At 62.8% G+C, this 16,380-nt stretch carries 17 protein-coding genes; 9 read left to right on the forward strand and 8 right to left on the reverse strand.

Annotated elements, in window-relative coordinates:
• The first annotated feature begins 103 nt into the window (after positions 1 to 103).
• The 4 genes from MUM_RS0111190 (at position 104) to MUM_RS0111205 (ending at position 4,631) form a co-directional block, all read left to right on the forward strand.
• Positions 104 to 409, forward strand: a complete 306-nt coding sequence (locus MUM_RS0111190) for a PepSY domain-containing protein (RefSeq protein ID WP_010169805.1) — start codon at positions 104 to 106, stop codon at positions 407 to 409.
• A 185-nt stretch (positions 410 to 594) separates the two neighbouring features.
• The gene (locus MUM_RS0111195; protein WP_029615853.1) at positions 595 to 1,770 is read left to right on the forward strand and encodes a GAF domain-containing sensor histidine kinase; all 1,176 of its coding nucleotides are present in this window, start codon (positions 595 to 597) and stop codon (positions 1,768 to 1,770) included.
• Between the two features lie 100 nt (positions 1,771 to 1,870).
• Positions 1,871 to 2,893: a transporter gene (locus MUM_RS0111200; RefSeq protein ID WP_010169807.1), complete on the forward strand. Its 1,023-nt coding sequence runs from the start codon at positions 1,871 to 1,873 to the stop codon at positions 2,891 to 2,893.
• A 121-nt stretch (positions 2,894 to 3,014) separates the two neighbouring features.
• Positions 3,015 to 4,631 carry an inorganic phosphate transporter gene (locus MUM_RS0111205; protein ID WP_010169808.1) on the forward strand — a complete coding sequence of 539 codons (1,617 nt, stop codon included), beginning with the start codon at positions 3,015 to 3,017 and terminating at the stop codon, positions 4,629 to 4,631.
• Between the two features lie 141 nt (positions 4,632 to 4,772).
• On the opposite strand, the gene MUM_RS0111210 is transcribed toward MUM_RS0111205, so the two are convergent.
• The 3 genes from MUM_RS0111210 to MUM_RS0111220 form a co-directional block, all read right to left on the reverse strand.
• Positions 4,773 to 5,747 (reverse strand): biotin-dependent carboxyltransferase family protein, encoded by a 975-nt coding sequence (locus tag MUM_RS0111210; RefSeq protein ID WP_010169809.1) that lies wholly within the window; start codon positions 5,745 to 5,747, stop codon positions 4,773 to 4,775.
• Entirely contained in the window at positions 5,744 to 6,622 is an 879-nt protein-coding gene (locus tag MUM_RS0111215) for a 5-oxoprolinase subunit B family protein (RefSeq protein ID WP_010169810.1), read from the reverse strand. Before MUM_RS0111215 ends, MUM_RS0111210 begins: the two co-directional genes overlap by 4 nt.
• 153 nt (positions 6,623 to 6,775) lie before the next feature.
• Entirely contained in the window at positions 6,776 to 7,564 is a 789-nt protein-coding gene (locus MUM_RS0111220) for a 5-oxoprolinase subunit PxpA (RefSeq protein WP_010169811.1), read from the reverse strand.
• A gap of 106 nt (positions 7,565 to 7,670) precedes the next feature.
• On the opposite strand from MUM_RS0111220, the gene MUM_RS0111225 reads away from it, so the two are divergent.
• The gene (locus MUM_RS0111225) at positions 7,671 to 8,588 is read left to right on the forward strand and encodes a LysR family transcriptional regulator (protein ID WP_010169812.1); all 918 of its coding nucleotides are present in this window, start codon (positions 7,671 to 7,673) and stop codon (positions 8,586 to 8,588) included.
• Here MUM_RS0111225 and MUM_RS0111230 read toward each other — a convergent pair.
• Entirely contained in the window at positions 8,509 to 9,480 is a 972-nt protein-coding gene (locus MUM_RS0111230; RefSeq protein WP_010169813.1) for a LysR family transcriptional regulator, read from the reverse strand. The genes MUM_RS0111225 and MUM_RS0111230 overlap by 80 nt on opposite strands.
• A 111-nt stretch (positions 9,481 to 9,591) precedes the next feature.
• Between MUM_RS0111230 and MUM_RS0111235 the strand changes: the two genes are divergently transcribed.
• Both MUM_RS0111235 and MUM_RS0111240 read left to right on the forward strand, forming a co-directional pair.
• Positions 9,592 to 10,350, forward strand: coding sequence for an SDR family NAD(P)-dependent oxidoreductase (locus tag MUM_RS0111235; protein ID WP_010169814.1), 759 nt, complete (start codon positions 9,592 to 9,594; stop codon positions 10,348 to 10,350).
• Positions 10,351 to 10,407: 57 nt separating this feature from the next.
• Positions 10,408 to 11,316 carry a LysR family transcriptional regulator gene (locus tag MUM_RS0111240; protein WP_010169815.1) on the forward strand — a complete coding sequence of 303 codons (909 nt, stop codon included), beginning with the start codon at positions 10,408 to 10,410 and terminating at the stop codon, positions 11,314 to 11,316.
• Positions 11,317 to 11,373: 57 nt separating this feature from the next.
• Here the strand turns inward: MUM_RS0111240 and MUM_RS0111245 are convergent, their stop codons facing one another.
• Positions 11,374 to 11,811 carry a multidrug/biocide efflux PACE transporter gene (locus MUM_RS0111245; protein ID WP_010169816.1) on the reverse strand — a complete coding sequence of 146 codons (438 nt, stop codon included), beginning with the start codon at positions 11,809 to 11,811 and terminating at the stop codon, positions 11,374 to 11,376.
• Positions 11,812 to 11,900: 89 nt separating this feature from the next.
• Between MUM_RS0111245 and MUM_RS0111250 the strand changes: the two genes are divergently transcribed.
• Positions 11,901 to 12,755, forward strand: coding sequence for a LysR family transcriptional regulator (locus MUM_RS0111250; protein ID WP_010169817.1), 855 nt, complete (start codon positions 11,901 to 11,903; stop codon positions 12,753 to 12,755).
• A 93-nt stretch (positions 12,756 to 12,848) separates the two neighbouring features.
• On the opposite strand, the gene MUM_RS0111255 is transcribed toward MUM_RS0111250, so the two are convergent.
• Positions 12,849 to 13,691 carry a LysR family transcriptional regulator gene (locus MUM_RS0111255; RefSeq protein WP_010169818.1) on the reverse strand — a complete coding sequence of 281 codons (843 nt, stop codon included), beginning with the start codon at positions 13,689 to 13,691 and terminating at the stop codon, positions 12,849 to 12,851.
• Between the two features lie 111 nt (positions 13,692 to 13,802).
• On the opposite strand from MUM_RS0111255, the gene MUM_RS0111260 reads away from it, so the two are divergent.
• The gene (locus MUM_RS0111260) at positions 13,803 to 14,528 is read left to right on the forward strand and encodes an SDR family oxidoreductase (protein ID WP_010169819.1); all 726 of its coding nucleotides are present in this window, start codon (positions 13,803 to 13,805) and stop codon (positions 14,526 to 14,528) included.
• 141 nt (positions 14,529 to 14,669) lie between these two features.
• Here the strand turns inward: MUM_RS0111260 and MUM_RS0111265 are convergent, their stop codons facing one another.
• Complete coding sequence (locus tag MUM_RS0111265) at positions 14,670 to 15,896, reverse strand: RNA polymerase sigma factor (protein ID WP_010169820.1); 1,227 nt, start codon at positions 15,894 to 15,896, stop codon at positions 14,670 to 14,672.
• Positions 15,893 to 16,375 (reverse strand): SRPBCC family protein, encoded by a 483-nt coding sequence (locus MUM_RS0111270; RefSeq protein ID WP_010169821.1) that lies wholly within the window; start codon positions 16,373 to 16,375, stop codon positions 15,893 to 15,895. The genes MUM_RS0111265 and MUM_RS0111270 overlap by 4 nt, the downstream gene beginning before the upstream one ends.
• Between the last annotated feature and the right edge of the window lie 5 nt (positions 16,376 to 16,380).

Below are 16,380 nucleotides of genomic sequence, written 5' to 3' on the forward strand. Positions count from 1 at the left end.
CGCACTCCTCGCCGATTGAACAAACGGCGCAATTTTAAGGGTGAGTTAAGTTGCGCTGGTTAACCTGATCCCACTTAAACAGCTCACCCCAAAGGATCACACCATGAAAAACCTGACCGCTCTGTTCGCTGCCGCCGCCCTGACCATGACCGCCGGTTTCGCCCAGGCCGATGTTCGCCCGGACCACATTCCGAGCCTGCTCAAGTCCGGTGCCGTGATGGATTTTGAAAAACTCAACGCCAAGGCCCTGGCCCAGCACAAAGGCGCCACCATCGCTGACACCGAGTTGGAAAACGAAGCCGGTCGCCTGGTCTACGAGACCGAACTGCGTGACACCAGCAATGTGAAGTGGGACGTGAAGCTGGACGCCAAGACCGGCGAAGTCCTGGAAAACAAGCAAGACACCTGAGTTGAACCACAAAAACGCCGCGCCGCCTTCGGGCCGCGCGGCTTTTTTATGCGCGCTCGTCGCCCAGAAGAGTAAATAGTCTAATTCCCTTACACGAAGTTGTACCTTCAACCTTCAAGGCCGCTAGAATCCCAGTTATCAGCCAAGGCACAACGCCAGCAGCATCAGGATCGAGACCGTTCGCCATGGGGCAAAGAGCCGCAGACATTGCCACCATTGGCCGAATCAGTGCTGTACCCGCCATTCTCCAGGTGGTCAGCGAAATGACAGGCCTGCGATTTGCCGCCGTGGCCCGGGTGACCGATGATTCATGGACGGCCTGCGCCGTGCTCGACCGCCTGGACTTCGGCCTGCCCGTCGGCGGCGAACTGGACCTGACCACCACCCTGTGCCACGAAATCCGGGGCTCCCACGTCTCGATCGTGATCGACAAAGCCAGCGAAGACCCGCTGTACCGCGACCACCACACCCCACGCATCTACCACTTTGAAAGCTACATCTCGGTGCCGGTGTTCCGCACCGACGGGCGTTTTTTCGGCACCATCTGCGCCCTGGACCCGAACCCGGCACAGCTGCGCAGCAGCACCATCCAGTCGACCATGGAGTCGTTTGCCCGGGTGCTGTCGCTGCAAATCGAAGCCGAAGAAAGCCTGCAGCAAACCGAGGCCGACTTGCAGCAAGAACGGGAAACCGCCGAACTGCGGGAACAGTTCATCGCCGTGCTCGGCCATGACCTGCGCAACCCGCTGTTCGCAATCAACGTGGGCGCCGAGCGCCTGTTGCGCAAACACCCTGACCCGGCCACCGACACCCTCGTGCGGCACATGCTCGCCAGCGGCCGCCGCGCTTCGCAGTTGGTGGAAGATGTACTGGATTTTGCCCGAGGGCGCATGGGCAGCGGCATCCCGGTGCACATCGGTGAATGCTCCGGGCTGGAAGACACCTTGCAGCACGTGGTGGACGAGGTGCAGCACGTTCACCCGACACGCCAGATTCACGCGCGCATCGGCAACCTCAAGGGGGTGCAAGGCGACCGCGAACGGCTGGCGCAATTGCTCTCCAACCTGGTGGGCAATGCCATCAGCCACGGCAACCCCGAAGGGCCGGTTGAGGTCAGTGCGCAAGTCAACGACGGTACGTTCGAGCTGACGGTGAAAAACCGTGGGGTGATCAGCGATCAAGCCATGCCGCTGCTGTTCCAGCCCTACTCCCGACCGACCGGCGCCCTACCCCAGGCCGGGCTGGGCCTGGGTTTGTACATCGTCAAACAGATTGCCGACGCCCATGGCGGGCGGCTGGAGGTGTCGTCCCACGAGCAGGACGGCACGGTGTTCAGCTTCAGTTTGCCCACAGGCAATTGACGCCCACCTCAAATTGTCACAAAACCGTCAAATCCAGTTGCCATGATGCGCTCAAGTGAACCTGTGAAATCTCCTACAGGCACTTTCCCTGCGAGCCTCCATGAACCACAGCATCGACCACAGCCACCAGGACTCCGACCTGTTTGGCTTGCTTTACGGTTTTCGTTTTCGCCCCGGTGAAAAGGGCGAACAGATCGACTCAGCCACCGCCCTGGCGGCCTTGCAGCAACCCGGTGACCCCGAGGAATTCCTCTGGCTGCACCTGAACCTGGCCCACGCTGCCTGCGAGCGCTGGATGCAGGGGCACCTGAACCTGCCAGAAGAATTCTTCGAAGCCTTGCACGAAGGCTCACGCTCCACCCGCATCGAACACGTGGACTCGGCCTTGCTGGCGGTGGTCAACGACGTGGTGTTCAACTTCAGCAGCATGGTGTCTTCAGACATTTCCACGTTGTGGGTCTGCGCCCGCAGCCGGCTGCTGGTCAGTGCGCGTCTGCAACCGCTGCACTCGGTGGACAAGCTGCGGTCGTCGGTGAAGGCCGGTGAGCACTTTCGCTCGCCGCTGGAACTGCTGGTGCATTTGCTGCGGGACCAGGGCGAGGTGCTGACGCAGATCGTGCGCAAGACCAGCCTCAGCGTCGACCAGATCGAAGACCAGTTGCTGTCGTCACGCCTGTCCACCAACCGGGCCGAACTGGGCGCCGCACGCCGGGTGCTGGTGCGCCTGCAACGGCTGCTGGCGCTGGAGCCCGGCTCGTTGCTGCGGTTGCTCAATCGCCCGCCGCAATGGTTGCAGAAGGAGGACGTGAAGGAGTTGCGCAAATCCACCGAGGAGTTTGCGCTGATCATCAACGACCTGATGGCGTTGGGTGAACGGATCAAGCTGCTGCAGGAAGAGATCGCCGCCAACCTCAACGAGCAGAGCAACCGCACGCTGTTCACCCTGACCGTGGTCACGGTGCTGGCGCTGCCGATCAATATCATTGCCGGTTTTTTTGGCATGAACGTCGGGGGCGTACCGCTTTCTACGGACCCCGAGGGCTTCTGGATCCTGGTGGCCCTGGTGGCCACGTTCACCCTGATTGCCGGGCGCTGGGCGTTTCGCAAGCGCAAGGACTATTGAAATTCAGGGGGTTGCAGACCAGTGGCAGCCCCTTTCACCTAAACACTGACTTACCGCAGCATCTCTGTAACATTTTGCAATGATCATGACCGACATCCTCCCCAACACTGGATGTTCCGGCATGGCAACCCCTTCGCTGACCGCCTCCACCTCCTCCGCTACAACCGATCCCAAACCGCGCCTGGACAAGAAACCCGGCCTGCTCACGGTGATCATTTTCTTCGCCGTGCTCGCCATGGGCCTGTTGTTCACCGCCTACAGCCTGATGCACGACATGCACGAACTGGGCACGGTGGTCACCACCTGGACGCCGTTCCTGCTGTTGGGTGTGGCGCTGTTGATCGCCCTGGGCTTTGAGTTCGTCAACGGCTTCCACGACACCGCCAACGCCGTGGCCACGGTGATCTACACCAACTCGCTGCCGCCGCATTTCGCGGTGGTGTGGTCGGGCTTTTTCAACTTCCTCGGTGTGCTGCTGTCCAGCGGCGCGGTGGCGTTCGGCATCATCGCCCTGCTGCCGGTTGAGCTGATTTTGCAGGTCGGCTCCTCCGCCGGCTTTGCGATGATCTTCGCGCTGTTGATCGCCGCGATCCTGTGGAACCTCGGCACCTGGTGGCTGGGCTTGCCGGCGTCGTCGTCCCACACGCTGATCGGCTCGATCATCGGCGTGGGCGTGGCCAACGCGCTGATGCACGGCCGCGACGGTACCAGCGGTGTGGATTGGGGCCAGGCGATCAAGATCGGTTATGCGCTGCTGCTGTCGCCGCTGATCGGCTTCGCCTTCGCCGCGCTGCTGTTGCTGGCGCTGCGGGCCTTTGTGAAAAACCGTTCGCTGTACAAGGCACCCAAAGGCGACACCCCGCCGCCATGGTGGATTCGCGGCATGCTGATCGCCACCTGCACCGGCGTGTCGTTTGCCCACGGTTCCAACGACGGCCAGAAAGGCATGGGCCTGATCATGTTGATCCTGGTGGGCACCCTGCCGATGGCCTACGCGTTGAACCGCACCATGCCGGCGGGTGAGTCGTTGCAGTTCGCTGCCGTGGCCGAAGTGACCCAGGCCGCCCTGGTGAAAAGTGCCCCGCAACTGGCACCTGCCGACTCCCGCGCCACCTTGTCGACCTATGTGCGCACCAAGGAAGCCACGCCGGAACTGGTGCCCGCCCTCGCCGCCATCACCGGCCATATCGGTGAAGAAGTGAAGGGCTACGGCTCCCTCGCGGCCGTACCGGTGGAAGCCGTGGGCAACGTGCGTAACGACATGTACCTGACCAGCGAAACCATCCGCCTGATGGACAAGGGCAAGGTCGGCAACTTCGACGCCGACACCCAGAACAAGCTGCAACTGTTCAAGCAACAGATCGACAGCGCCACGCGGTTTATTCCGCTGTGGGTCAAGATCGCGGTGGCCATCGCCCTGGGGCTGGGGACCATGGTCGGCTGGAAGCGCATCGTGGTGACGGTGGGCGAGAAGATCGGCAAGACCCACCTGACCTACGCCCAGGGCGCCTCGGCCGAGATGGTGACGATGCTGACCATCGGCGCGGCGGACATCTACGGCTTGCCGGTGTCCACCACCCATGTGCTGTCCTCGGGTGTGGCCGGGACCATGGTGGCGAATGGGGGTGGCTTGCAGATGAAGACCATCCGCAACTTGCTGATGGCCTGGGTGCTGACCTTGCCGGCGGCGATTCTGTTGTCGGGCAGCCTGTATTGGCTGTTTACCCAGTTGTTCTAAAACCGGATTGATTTGCTGTTGTGGCGAGGGAGCTTGCTCCCGCTGGAGTGCGCAGCGCTCCCAGGATTTTGGGGCCGCTACGCAGCCCAGCGGGAGCAAGCTCCCTCGCCACAAAAAAGCATCTTCAGGACAACAGGCTCATCAGTTGCTGAAGAGCCCGCCCATCACCTTCAACCGCTTCTTGTACACCCGCCGCGCCTCCAGCGCTTCCTCCAGCGTCACCGCCACGAACCCCGCCCGCTGGTTCGGCTGCATCTGCCCGATCAGATCCAGGTCGGCACTGATCACCGTGCCAATCATCGCGTAGCCGCCACCCGATACCGCATCCCGATGCAGCACGATCGGCTCCAGCCCGGCCGGTACCTGGATCGAGCCGATGGGGTAGCAACTGTCGACGATGTTCGATGGGTCAGAGCCGGCACCAAACGGCTGTTCCCGTGGCTGAAAGCTCAAGGCGCTGCCGCCCTTGAAGCGATAGCCGATGCGGTCCGCTTCCGAACCGACCGTCCAGGGTTCGGCAAAAAAGCTGCTTTTTGCGCCGGGTGTGAGTCGCTCGTAATACAGCCCCGGTACCACCCGCAGGGTCACGTCGCCGCCTACCGATTGGCGCAACGCCATGGGCAAACTGTTCCCCGCCCGGCCTTTGCCACTGGCCTCGCCGACCGGCAGTTCATCACCCTCCACCAACCGCCGCCCCTGAAACCCGCCCAAGGCGCCGAGTGTGTAAGTGGAACGACTGCCGAGTACCAGCGGCACGTCGATGCCACCGGCCACCGCCAGGTAAGTCCGCGCACCGGCCTTGGGGAACTCGAAGCGCAGCACTTGCCCGGCACGCACTTGAAACGCGGTGTCCTGATGCACCACCACACCGTCCAGGCGCGGCGACATCAGCGCCCCGCACAGCGCCACCAATGCATCCTGTTGAAACTCCAGCTCCGGCCCGATCAACGTGCATTCCAACCCGGCAGCACCGGCCGGGTTGCCCACCAGATGGTTGGCCGCGCTCAAGGCGTATTGGTCCAGCGCGCCGGACGGCGGGATGCCCAGGTGGTAATAACCTTCGCGGCCAAGGTCCTGCACCGAGGTGGCGAGGCCGGGTTTGAGTACCTTGATCATGCCAGCGCCTCCTGCAGGGTTTTCGGGTAGCCAATAGGGTCGGCAAGAAAGGCATCGAGGGAAAATTCCACCGGGCGGATGCGCAGGTCAAAACGCCCTGCGTCCACTTCAGCCACGGCCAGGTCATAGGCGTCGCGGTCCATAGGTTTGAACTGCACGATGTCGCCGGGGCGGAAGAACACCATGTGCTCTTTCAGGTAAGCCAGTTGCTGTTGCGGGTCGTAGATCGGTGCCGGGGTGACGCCGAACATCTGGTAACCGCCGGCGCCGCGCACCGAGTAGATACAGCCGAAGCAGCCGCCGTGGCCGAGGGTCAATTTTGGCGTGTCGGTGCGTGGGCGCAGGTACTTGGGCACCTGCAACTGCCGCTCGCGCTCGACCATCTGGAACATGAACGGCAGGCCCGCCACAAACCCCACCATCGAGACAAACCACGGCGCGCCACTGTGAGCGGCGATAAACGCCTCCACATCCGCCAGGCCATTGATCCGGGCGGCGTACTCCAGGTCGGTACCGGTCGGGTCCTGGTGGCGGTCGCGAAAACGCATCAAGGTTTCATGGGTCCAGGGGTCGTTGTACAGCACCGGGATTTCGATGATGCGGGTGTGCAAGGTGCGTTCGGCCACCGCCAGCGCTTCGGCGCTTTGCACGGCGTCGAGCAGCACGTGAGGCGCGATGCGGTCCGGGTCGAAGCGAATCTGGAACGAGGCATTCGCCAGGCAAACGTCCAGTACACCGTCCAGGGCCAGGCGCTCCACGGCGCGGGTGACGGCCATGCCCTTGAAGAAGGCCTCCAGGGACATGCTCTCGCTGACCTCGGCAAACAGGTGTTCATCACCGCCAAAGCTGTAGCGGATCGGGGAAGATTCGGCCATGTCTGTTCCTCTTGGAATCATTGTAGAAAGGCAGGCAAAAAATCATGAGTGTTGGCAGAAGTAGTCATTGTGGCGAGGGGGCTTGTCCCCCGTTGGGCTGCGTAGCAGCCCCAAAACCTGACCTTGAATGCTGCCTGGGGAAACTCCGTGGGCTTATAGGGGCTGCTGCGCAGCCCAACGCGGGGCAAGCCCGCTCACCACAACGATCCCCGCCTTATCCAAGGCTTCACGGGTGGCTTCCACCAGTTCAAGGGCACCGGGGGTGTCGCTGTGCAGGCAGATGGAATCGAATTCGATAAACAGGTCTTCCCCTTCGACGGTACGCACCAGCCCGGTCTGACACGCCCGCAGCACCCGCGCCGCCACCGTCGCAGGATCCAGCGCGCGCACATTGCGGGTAAACACGATGGAGCCCGTGAGATCGTACTCACGGTCGGCGTAAAACTCCCGCACCACCGGCTGGCCCAGTTCCTTGGCAATACGCCAGATCACCGAGTTGGGCATGCAATACAGCAACAACGTGGGCTCCAGCCGTTGCAGGTTTTCCACCAGCAAGCGTGCCGCTTCTTCGTCCCGGGCCAGGTGCATGTAGAGCGCGCCGTGGGGTTTGATGTGTTGCAGCGTCAGGCCCTGCGCCCGGGCGATTTCCCGCAAGGCGCCAAGCTGATAGAGCATGTCGTCCACCAGCTCCTGGGCCGGGGCATTGATGTGGCGACGGCCGAAACCCACCAGGTCACGAAAGCCCGGGTGCGCCCCAATCGCCACGCCCAGTTGCTTGGCGCGCTCGACCGTGCGACGCATAGTGCCCGGGTCGCCGGCGTGGAAGCCGGTGGCGATGTTGGCCGAGCTGATGTACGCCATCAGTTCACTGTCGACGCCGTCGCCGATGGTCCAGGGGCCAAAGCCTTCGCCCATGTCCGAATTGAAATCCACTGCCTGCATCGGGGTCGCTCCGTTGAAGTTCATGCCATGGAAATTAGGCTGCGGCTTGACCCCTTGGGAAGATCTATTATCAGATGGCCCATCTTCTGAAAATCAGATATCCGACATGTCCCTGACCCTGCGCCAAATCCGCTACTTCGTCGCCACCGCCGAAATCGGCCAGATCTCCCAGGCGGCGATTCACCTGAACATCTCGCAGTCCGCGGTGACCACCGCGATCAAGGAGCTGGAAGCGATGCTCGGCGCCCAGCTGTTTGTGCGCTCGGCCCAGGGCATGAGCCTGACCGACGCCGGGCGGCATTTTCTCAACCGGGCCTACGTGATTGTGCGCAGCGTCGACGATGCCCTGAACAGCCCGCTGCCGGACTACCGCGCCAGCGGCGTATTACGGGTGGCGGCCAGCTACACCGTGCTCGGCTACTTCCTGCCGCACCATTTGCAGCGCATGGAACACTGGCACCCGGACGTGACCATCGAGGTGTTCGAACAGGAACGCCAGGCGATCGAACACGGCCTGCTCAACGGCCAGTTCGACATGGCCGTGGTGCTCACCGCCAACCTCACCCACCCGGATATCGTCTCGGAAATCCTCTTCAACTCCGAACGCCGCCTGTGGCTGCCCAGCCATCACCCGTTGTGCGAACGCCCCGCCGTCAGCCTCGCGGACGTGGCCAGGGAGCCGTACATTTTCCTCACTGTCGACGAAGCCGAACAAAGCGCCATGCGCTACTGGGAGCAGGCCGGGCAAACACCCAAGGTGCGGCTGCGCACCAGCTCGGTGGAGGCGGTGCGCAGCATGGTTGCCAATGGCAGCGGCGTGGCGATTTTGTCGGACCTGGTGCATCGCCCGTGGTCACTGGAAGGCAAGCGCATCGAAACCGTGAGCGTGACGGACAAGGTCACCCCCATGAGCGTCGGCCTGGCCTGGCACCGCGAGCGTGAGTTCACTCCGGCGATGCAGGCATTCCGTGATTACTTCCACGATGCGTTCCTTGCGCCGCAGCAGTTGTCAGCCCGGCGTTAAACGCGAATTGCAAGGTAGCAGCCAGCCAGTCCATGAACACCCGCACCCGCAGCGGCAAATGCCGTTGGCCGGCGTACAGCAGGGACACGTCCAGCGCGGGGGCCGGATAGTCCGGCAGCACCGAAACCAACTCGCCGCTGGCCAATAGATCGAGAATGCCCAGGGCTGGCACTTGGGTCAGGCCGAAGCCACCCACGCACGCGGCCCTGTAAGCGTCGGTGCTGTTGACCGTGACGCGCCCGGCCATGGGGATCCGGTGCACCTTGTTGCCTTGCACGTACTCAAACCCTGGCGAGCGCGAACCCAGCGGGCGTACGTAATGCACCAGATGATGGTCGGCCAAATCGTCCAGCGTCTGAGGGACGCCGTAGCGTTCCAGGTAGGTGCGACTCGCGCAGTTGATCATCGGCATGCTGAACAGCAACCGGGCCACCACCGACTGGTCCGGCTGTGCGCCCACCCGCAATACGCAGTCAAAGCCCTCGGCCAACAGGTCAACCTGGCGGTCGGTGCTGCTGATCTCCATCTCGATCAGCGGGTGCTGGTCCATGAATTCCGGCAGGCGCGGCAGGATCAGTTCGCGGGCCATCACGTTGGGCATGTCCACGCGAACCCGTCCCGCCAACTGCGCCTCATCCTGACGAAACAAGCCTTCCAGTTCCTCCATGTGAGACAGCAAGTCCTTGCTGCGCTCGTACAACACGCGGCCGTCCTGGGTGGCCTGCACCTTGCGCGTGGTGCGCTGCAACAGGCGCGCGCCCAGCAGTTCTTCCAGCGCCTGCACATGCTCGGAAACCGTAGAGCGCGGCAGGCCCAGGCTCTCGCCCGCCCGGGTGAAACTCGACAGTTCGGTGACGCGCACGAAGGTGCGCAGCAGCTCAAGTTTGTTCATGGATTGTTCGCCTTATCCGGCCAGTTATTCCGGTATAGCGCTGTTTATCACGTTATGGGCGGACAAATACACTCAATCCCACGAATATTCACACGCTCCGAGGACTACACCATGACCCGTAAAATCGCATTGATCACCGGCGCCAGCCGCGGCCTGGGCAAAAGCGCTGCGCTGCACCTGGCGGCACAGGGCGTCGACATCATCGGCACCTACAACCGCGCGGCGGACGAAGCCCAAGCCGTGGTCGCCCAAGTCGAAGCGCTGGGCGGCAAGGCGGCCATGCTGCAACTGGACGTCAGCCAGAGTTCTACCTTTGAGGCGTTCACCGCCCAGGTCGGCGCAGTATTGAAAGACGTGTTCGGTCAGACGCACTTCAACTTCCTGATCAACAATGCCGGGATCGGCGCCCATGCCAGCTTCGCTGAAACCACCGAAGCGCAGTTCGACCAACTGGTGGCGATTCACTTCAAGGGTCCGTTTTTCCTGACCCAGAAACTGCTGCCGCTGATCAGCGACGGTGGCCGCATCATCAACATCTCCAGCGGCCTGGCGCGCTTCAGCCTGCCGGGTTACTCGGCCTATGCCTCGATGAAAGGCGCGGTGGAAGTACTGACCCGCTACCAGGCCAAGGAACTGGGCGCCCGTGGGATTACCGTCAACACCCTGGCTCCCGGCGCGATTGCCACCGATTTCAGCGGCGGCGTGGTGCGGGACAACCCGGACGTGAACGCCATGGTCGCCAACAACACCGCACTCGGTCGCGCGGGCTTGCCGGATGACATTGGCGGGGCGATCTCCACCCTGCTGGCCGATGGCAGCAACTGGATCACCGGGCAGCGGGTCGAAGCGTCGGGCGGGATGTTTCTGTAACCCGGTCTGATTCTCCGCTAGCATCAATGCTTTCGGATAACTGACAGGCAATCACCCATGAGTTTTGATCCAGGACTGGCCGGCGGCATGGGCGTACTGGCCGCCGTGGTCGACAGCGGCAGTTTTGCCCGCGCCGCCGACAGCCTGGAGATGACGCCTTCGGGGGTCAGCCGGGCGATTTCCCGGTTGGAAAAACGCTTGGGCATCCGCCTGTTCGACCGCACGACCCGCTCGGTGCAATTGACCGACGAGGGCCGGCGTTTCTACCAGGAAATCGCCCCGCTGCTGGCCGGCCTGGAAGAGGCCGCCAGCTCGGCGGCCGACAGCGCCCTGACAGTACGCGGACGGCTGCGGGTGAATATCGACCCGTACTTCTCGCGGCTGGTGCTGGGGCCGGTGCTCGGTGAATTCATGGGCCAATACCCGCAGCTGCAGTTGGACCTGCACACGCGGGATCAGCTCGGGGACCTGGTGGCGGATGGCTTTGACCTGGCCATCCGTTTTGGCATTCCGCAATCCTCCTCGTTAATCGCCCGCAAGCTGATGGAGGTGCGGGTGCTGACGCTGGCCTCGCCGGCTTATCTTCAGCGCCATGGTCGCCCGGCCCATCCACTGGACCTGGAAGACGGCCAGCACGTGTGCATCGACTTTCGCGACTCCCAGACCGGCCGGCCATTTGGCTGGGAATTCCACCGCCCCGGCGAGCAAGTCAACGTCGCCACCCGCGGGCGGCTGGTGGTCAACGATGCCGGGACCTTATACAGCGTGTGCGAACACGGGCATGCGGTGGCGCAGATGCTCGACCTTGGGCTGACGCCGGCGCTGGAGTCGGGCGCGCTGGTGGAGCTGTTTCCCGACTGGCCCGACGAGCATTTCCCGTTGTATGCCTTCTACCCGTCGCGGCATTTGCCGGCGGCCAAGGTGCGGGCATTCCTCGATTTTGTGGCCTCCCTACAACCCCTGTAGGAGCTGGCTTGCCGGAGATGACGTATCCAAAATCGCCATCGCCGGCAAGCCGGACTCCTACGCGGTGCGCATCCGTTTCTGCAGGATCCGCTCCCTCACCGCGTCATACGCCCAGTGATACACATAGGTGTACGGCAGGAAAAACAGCAACACGCCGATGTCGAGGATAAACGCCTGCATCAGGCTGATGTTCAGCCACCAGGCAATCAACGGTACGCAGATCGCCACCAGGCCGCCTTCAAACATCAACGCATGCAACACGCGGGTCCAGGCCCCGCCGGACAGTTGCAGGCGCGCCTTGAGACGGTCGAACAGGCCATTGAAAATCACGTTCCAGGCCAGCGCCATCAGGCTGATGGCCAAGGTCACCATGCCCATCTCCAGGGCTGGTTTATCCATGATCCACGCCAGCAGTGGCGTACAGATCATTAAGGCCAGGCCTTCAAAACCAATGGCTTGCCAAACGCGTTCAGTAATCGACTTGGTGGGTGTCATGACCCGTTCTCCGTGAGTGACGATGGTTGCCATCATTACCCTTTAACCCGATACTTCATAACCAATAACCATCGATCAAGGCGATAGTCATGGCCTCACATGAAGTGCTTCAGGCGTTTGTGCAGGCGGCGACCCAGGGTTCGTTTTCCGCAGCGGCGCGCAAGCTGGGCAAGAGCCAGTCCACCGTCAGCGCCGCAGTGGCGAGCCTGGAGATTGACCTGGACGTGGTGCTGTTTGATCGCAGCAGCCGCAAGCCGACGCTGACCCCGGCCGGGCATGTACTGCTGCAACGCGCCGAGCAGGTGCTGGAAGCCAGCAGCCGCCTGGAATTGGCGGCCAGCCAGTTGTCCCAGGGGCTGGAGCCCAAGCTGAGTATCGCGATGTCCGATACCTATCAATCGGACCGTTTCGAAACCGCCCTCAGCGCCTTTGAGCAACGCTACCCGGACCTGGAACTGGAATGCCTGATCGCCGAATGCGAAGACTTGATCGCCCTGGTGCAAAGCGGCCGGGCGCAGATTGCGTTTATCGAAATGCAGGAGGTCTACCCGCCGGACCTCACCAGTACCGCCGTGGAAGAGCGCACGGAAATCGCGCTGTTTGTCGCCCCCAAACATCCGCTGGCGAACCTTGCGGACATCGACCAGCAAACCCTGGAACAACACCGCGAACTGCGCCTTGCGAGCATCATCAACCCGAATGAAACCCGTGGCCTGGGCCGGGTGTGGTCGGCGCCCAGCTACCTGATGCTGATGGAAATGGCGCAGCTGGGTTTCGGATGGGCGCCTCTGCCGCGCTGGCTGGTGGAGCGGTTTGGCGGTGACCACCTGTGTGAAATCAAGGCCCGGGGTTGGCCGCGCTCGGTAGCGGTGGATGCGTTGTGGTCACGCCAGCATCCGCCCGGCCCGGCAGGCAGTTGGCTGCTGGGCAAGATGCTGGAATAACGCCGGAACACAATATTCGGAACAATGAAGATCCAATGTGGGAGCTGGCTTGCCTGCTCCCACATTGGATTGGCGGTGCACTCAAAGGCGCAGTCAGGCCGCTTCAATCTGCGGCGGGCGGTTGTTCTGGAAGTATTCATGCAGCGCCCGCAACGCCGGCAACTCCAGGGCCTGGGCGGCAAAGCACAACCCCACCCGGCGTGTCGGTGCCGGCAGGTGCCACGGGCGAATCACTACCCCGGCGCGCTCCGCCGCCAGCGACTGCGGCAACATCGCTACACCCACTCCCGCCGCCACCATGTGCAAGGCCTGGGTCAACGAACTGGCATGCCCGGCCACCGCCTGGGGCGAACGCCCGTACAGGGCCATCAGCCGTTGATGGGAATCATGCTGCGGGCAGGTGATCCAGTCTTCGATCGGCGCCCAGGCCTGTTCTTTTCCACCCGCCGCCATCGGGTGCGCAGCCGGCAGCGCCATGACGTAGGACTCTTCCCAAAGCGGCAGGAACAATTCGTCCTCACAGCACATTTCCTCCACGGCCAGGCGTCCTTCTCCTTCGCAGCCCTCCTGCAAGGTCAGCAGCAAACCCGGCAAGCCCTGGTGCGCCATGCGCAGGAAGGTTTCGACCTGGCTGTCGGCAATGTCGCCCTCCACCCCCAGTTCCAGGGCGATGCGGTTTTCGCGCCCGCGAAACAGCCGGCTTAACGCATCGGCCTCGGCCACCATGCGCCGCGCCTGCGGGTACAGCACCCGCGCTTCATCACTGACCTCGACCCCACGGGGCTGGCGCAGGAACAGCGCCACGCCCAACTCTTCTTCCAGTTGCTTGATGGTCACCGACAACGTCGGCTGGCTGATGAACAGGCGCTGGGCGGCGGCGGTGATATTGCGCTCTTCGAACACCGCGAGAAACGCCTTGAGATGACGCACATCCATAGTTATTACCGATGACAGACAGAGGAATAAGGCATTTTTCAGCCACCCAAGGGCTAAATATACTGCGCCCCACGTTCAGTTATTTGTTTTTCTTATCTCAGGAGTTCCACCATGAGCAAGCCCTTGATCATCATCACCGGCGCCAGTTCGGGCATTGGCGAAGCGACTGCGCGCTTGCTGTCGGCCGCCGGCCACCCGCTGCTGCTGCTGGCCCGCCGCATCGACCGGCTGAATGCCCTGGACCTGCCGAACACCCTGAGCCGCGGTGTCGACATCACCGACCGCGCCGCGCTGGTGGCGGCGGTGAAAGAAGCCGAAGCCCAGTTCGGCCCGGCCGACGCGCTGATCAACAATGCCGGCGTGATGCTGCTGGGCGCCGTCAGCGAGCAGGACCCGGCGCAGTGGGAGCAGATGCTCGACGTCAACGTGAAAGGCCTGCTGAACGGCATTCATGCGGTGGCCGGCAGCATGGTCGAGCGCAAGGGCGGCACTATCATCAACGTCAGCTCGGTGGCCGGGCGCAAGACCTTCCCGAACCACGTTGCGTATGTCGGCACCAAGTTTGCCGTGCACGGGATTTCGGAAAACCTGCGGGAAGAATTGTCGCCGCACAATGTGCGCGTGATCACCATTGCGCCGGGCGCGGTGGAAACCGAACTGCTGAGCCACACCACCGATGAAGCGATCAAGACCGGCTACCAGGCGTGGAAACAGGACATGGGCGGCACCGTGCTGAGCGCCGACGACGTGGCCTCGGCGATTGCCTTTGCATACCAGCAGCCACAGCATGTGTGCATTCGCGAAATCGTGTTGGCGGCGACGCGTCAGCAGCCGTAAGAAGCCAAGGCAGACAACACACATCCACTGTGGGAGCTGGCTTGCCTCCGATAGCGGGGTATCAGCAACAGATGTATGGCTGACCCACCGCTATCGCAGGCAAGCCAGCTCCTACAGTGGATCGCATTTCAGTCTCACAGGCTATTTGAACTCGGCCAGGCGCCGCTCGATAAACCGTTGTTCGGGCGCTTGCCGGGTCAATGCCAGCGCCCGTTCAAACGCCCGCTGCGCGTCCTCCACTCGCCCCAATCGCCGGCAAAATTCGCCCCGCGCCGAGTGCGCCAGGTGATAGTCGACCAACTCTCCCCGCGCCAGAATCCCGTCCACCAACTCCAGTCCCGCCAACGCCCCATCACGCATCGCAACGGCCACCGCGCGATTCAGCTCGATCACCGGCGACGGCACCACCCCTAGAAGCACGTCATAAAGCCCGACGATCTGCGGCCAGTCGGTCGCATCGGCACTCTCGGCTTCAGCGTGTACCGCCGCAATCGCCGCCTGCAGGCTGTAGGGCCCGAAGCGTCGTGTGGTCAGGGATTTCTCCACCAGAGCGCATCCTTCAGCGATCAGCGAAGCGTCCCACAGCGAACGGTCCTGCTCATCCAGCAACACCAACTCACCACCCGCCGAGGTGCGTGCCGGGCGCCGGGATTCGTGGAGCAGCATCAGCGCCAGCAAGCCCATCACTTCCGGCTCCGGCAACAATTCCATCAGCAAGCGGCCCAGTCGAATCGCTTCGCGGGTCAGGTCTTCCCGGGTCAAATCGGCGCCCATGGACGCCGAATACCCTTCGTTGAACACCAGGTAAATCACCCGCAGCACACTCTCCAGGCGCTCGGGTAATTCCGCCAGGGATGGCACTTGATAGGGGATTTTCGCCTCGCGAATCTTGCCCTTGGCCCGCACGATGCGCTGGGCGATGGTGGCCGGTGTGGCGAGAAACGCCCGGGCGATTTCCTCGGTGGTGAGGTCGCAGATCTCACGCATGGTCAGCGCCGCCTGGGCATCGGCCGCCAGCGCCGGGTGGCAGCAGGTGAAGATCAGGCGCAGGCGGTCATCTTCCACGTCTTCGGCGCTCCAGTCAGCGTCTTCCAGTTCATCGGCCTGAGCCAGCAACTGGTTCTGGTGCGCGGCAAAACGGGCCTGGCGGCGCAGTCGGTCGATGGCCTTGAAGCGTCCGGTCGAGACCAGCCAGGCCCGGGGATTGTCGGGCACACCGTCCTGCTCCCAGCGTTCCACCGCGACGAAGAACGCCTCGTGCAAGGCCTCCTCAGCCAGGTCGAAATCGCCGAGCAGGCGAATCAGGGTCGCCAGGATGCGCCGCGATTCGCTGCGATAAACCGCTTCGACCCGGGCCTGCACCGTCAATCGCGCATGCCTTCGGTCACCAGCGTCACCAGGCGGTCCAGGCTCTGGCCCCAGCCTTCGTGAAAGCCCATGGCTTCGTGAGCCTGCCTGGTTTCAGCGCTCCAGTGCATGGCGCGGGCGGTGTATAGGGTTTTCCCGTCGACGTCTTCAAAGGTGACTTCGGCGGTCATGAACGGCTGGCCCGAAGGGATCCAGCCGGGGGTGAAGGCATCGGTAAACACCAGCCGACTGGGGGCGGTAATTTCGAGGAATACGCCCTGGGTCGGGTACTCGCTGCCGTCGGGCGCGCGCATCAGCGTGCGAAATTGCCCACCGACCCACAGGTCCATTTCGCACTCGGGGGTGGTCATGCCGTGTGGGCCCCACCACTGTTGCAACAAGGCGGGTTCGGTCCAGGCGCGGAACACCCGGCTGCGCGGGGCATCGATCAAGCGACTGATAGACAGTTCAAATTCGGCGGGTTTGGGTTGATGAGTCATGGGTA

Origin of the sequence: Pseudomonas sp. PAMC 25886, from assembly GCF_000242655.1 — a bacterium.
Classification (GTDB): Bacteria; Pseudomonadota; Gammaproteobacteria; order Pseudomonadales; family Pseudomonadaceae; genus Aquipseudomonas.

Excerpts from the sequence above, each read along its gene's own strand:
- MUM_RS0111245 (WP_010169816.1), bottom strand. The coding sequence starts at position 11,811 with ATGACACCCACCAAGTCGATTACTGAACGCGTTTGGCAAGCCATTGGT.
- MUM_RS0111220 (WP_010169811.1), bottom strand. The coding sequence starts at position 7,564 with ATGCAGGCAGTGGATTTCAATTCGGACATGGGCGAAGGCTTTGGCCCC.
- MUM_RS0111230 (WP_010169813.1), bottom strand. The coding sequence starts at position 9,480 with ATGAACAAACTTGAGCTGCTGCGCACCTTCGTGCGCGTCACCGAACTG.
- MUM_RS0111210 (WP_010169809.1), bottom strand. The coding sequence starts at position 5,747 with ATGATCAAGGTACTCAAACCCGGCCTCGCCACCTCGGTGCAGGACCTT.
- MUM_RS0111250 (WP_010169817.1), top strand. The coding sequence starts at position 11,901 with ATGGCCTCACATGAAGTGCTTCAGGCGTTTGTGCAGGCGGCGACCCAG.
- MUM_RS0111215 (WP_010169810.1), bottom strand. The coding sequence starts at position 6,622 with ATGGCCGAATCTTCCCCGATCCGCTACAGCTTTGGCGGTGATGAACAC.
- MUM_RS0111225 (WP_010169812.1), top strand. The coding sequence starts at position 7,671 with ATGTCCCTGACCCTGCGCCAAATCCGCTACTTCGTCGCCACCGCCGAA.
- MUM_RS0111205 (WP_010169808.1), top strand. The coding sequence starts at position 3,015 with ATGGCAACCCCTTCGCTGACCGCCTCCACCTCCTCCGCTACAACCGAT.
- MUM_RS0111235 (WP_010169814.1), top strand. The coding sequence starts at position 9,592 with ATGACCCGTAAAATCGCATTGATCACCGGCGCCAGCCGCGGCCTGGGC.
- MUM_RS0111240 (WP_010169815.1), top strand. The coding sequence starts at position 10,408 with ATGAGTTTTGATCCAGGACTGGCCGGCGGCATGGGCGTACTGGCCGCC.
- MUM_RS0111195 (WP_029615853.1), top strand. The coding sequence starts at position 595 with ATGGGGCAAAGAGCCGCAGACATTGCCACCATTGGCCGAATCAGTGCT.
- MUM_RS0111190 (WP_010169805.1), top strand. The coding sequence starts at position 104 with ATGAAAAACCTGACCGCTCTGTTCGCTGCCGCCGCCCTGACCATGACC.
- MUM_RS0111260 (WP_010169819.1), top strand. The coding sequence starts at position 13,803 with ATGAGCAAGCCCTTGATCATCATCACCGGCGCCAGTTCGGGCATTGGC.
- MUM_RS0111255 (WP_010169818.1), bottom strand. The coding sequence starts at position 13,691 with ATGGATGTGCGTCATCTCAAGGCGTTTCTCGCGGTGTTCGAAGAGCGC.
- MUM_RS0111270 (WP_010169821.1), bottom strand. The coding sequence starts at position 16,375 with ATGACTCATCAACCCAAACCCGCCGAATTTGAACTGTCTATCAGTCGC.
- MUM_RS0111200 (WP_010169807.1), top strand. The coding sequence starts at position 1,871 with ATGAACCACAGCATCGACCACAGCCACCAGGACTCCGACCTGTTTGGC.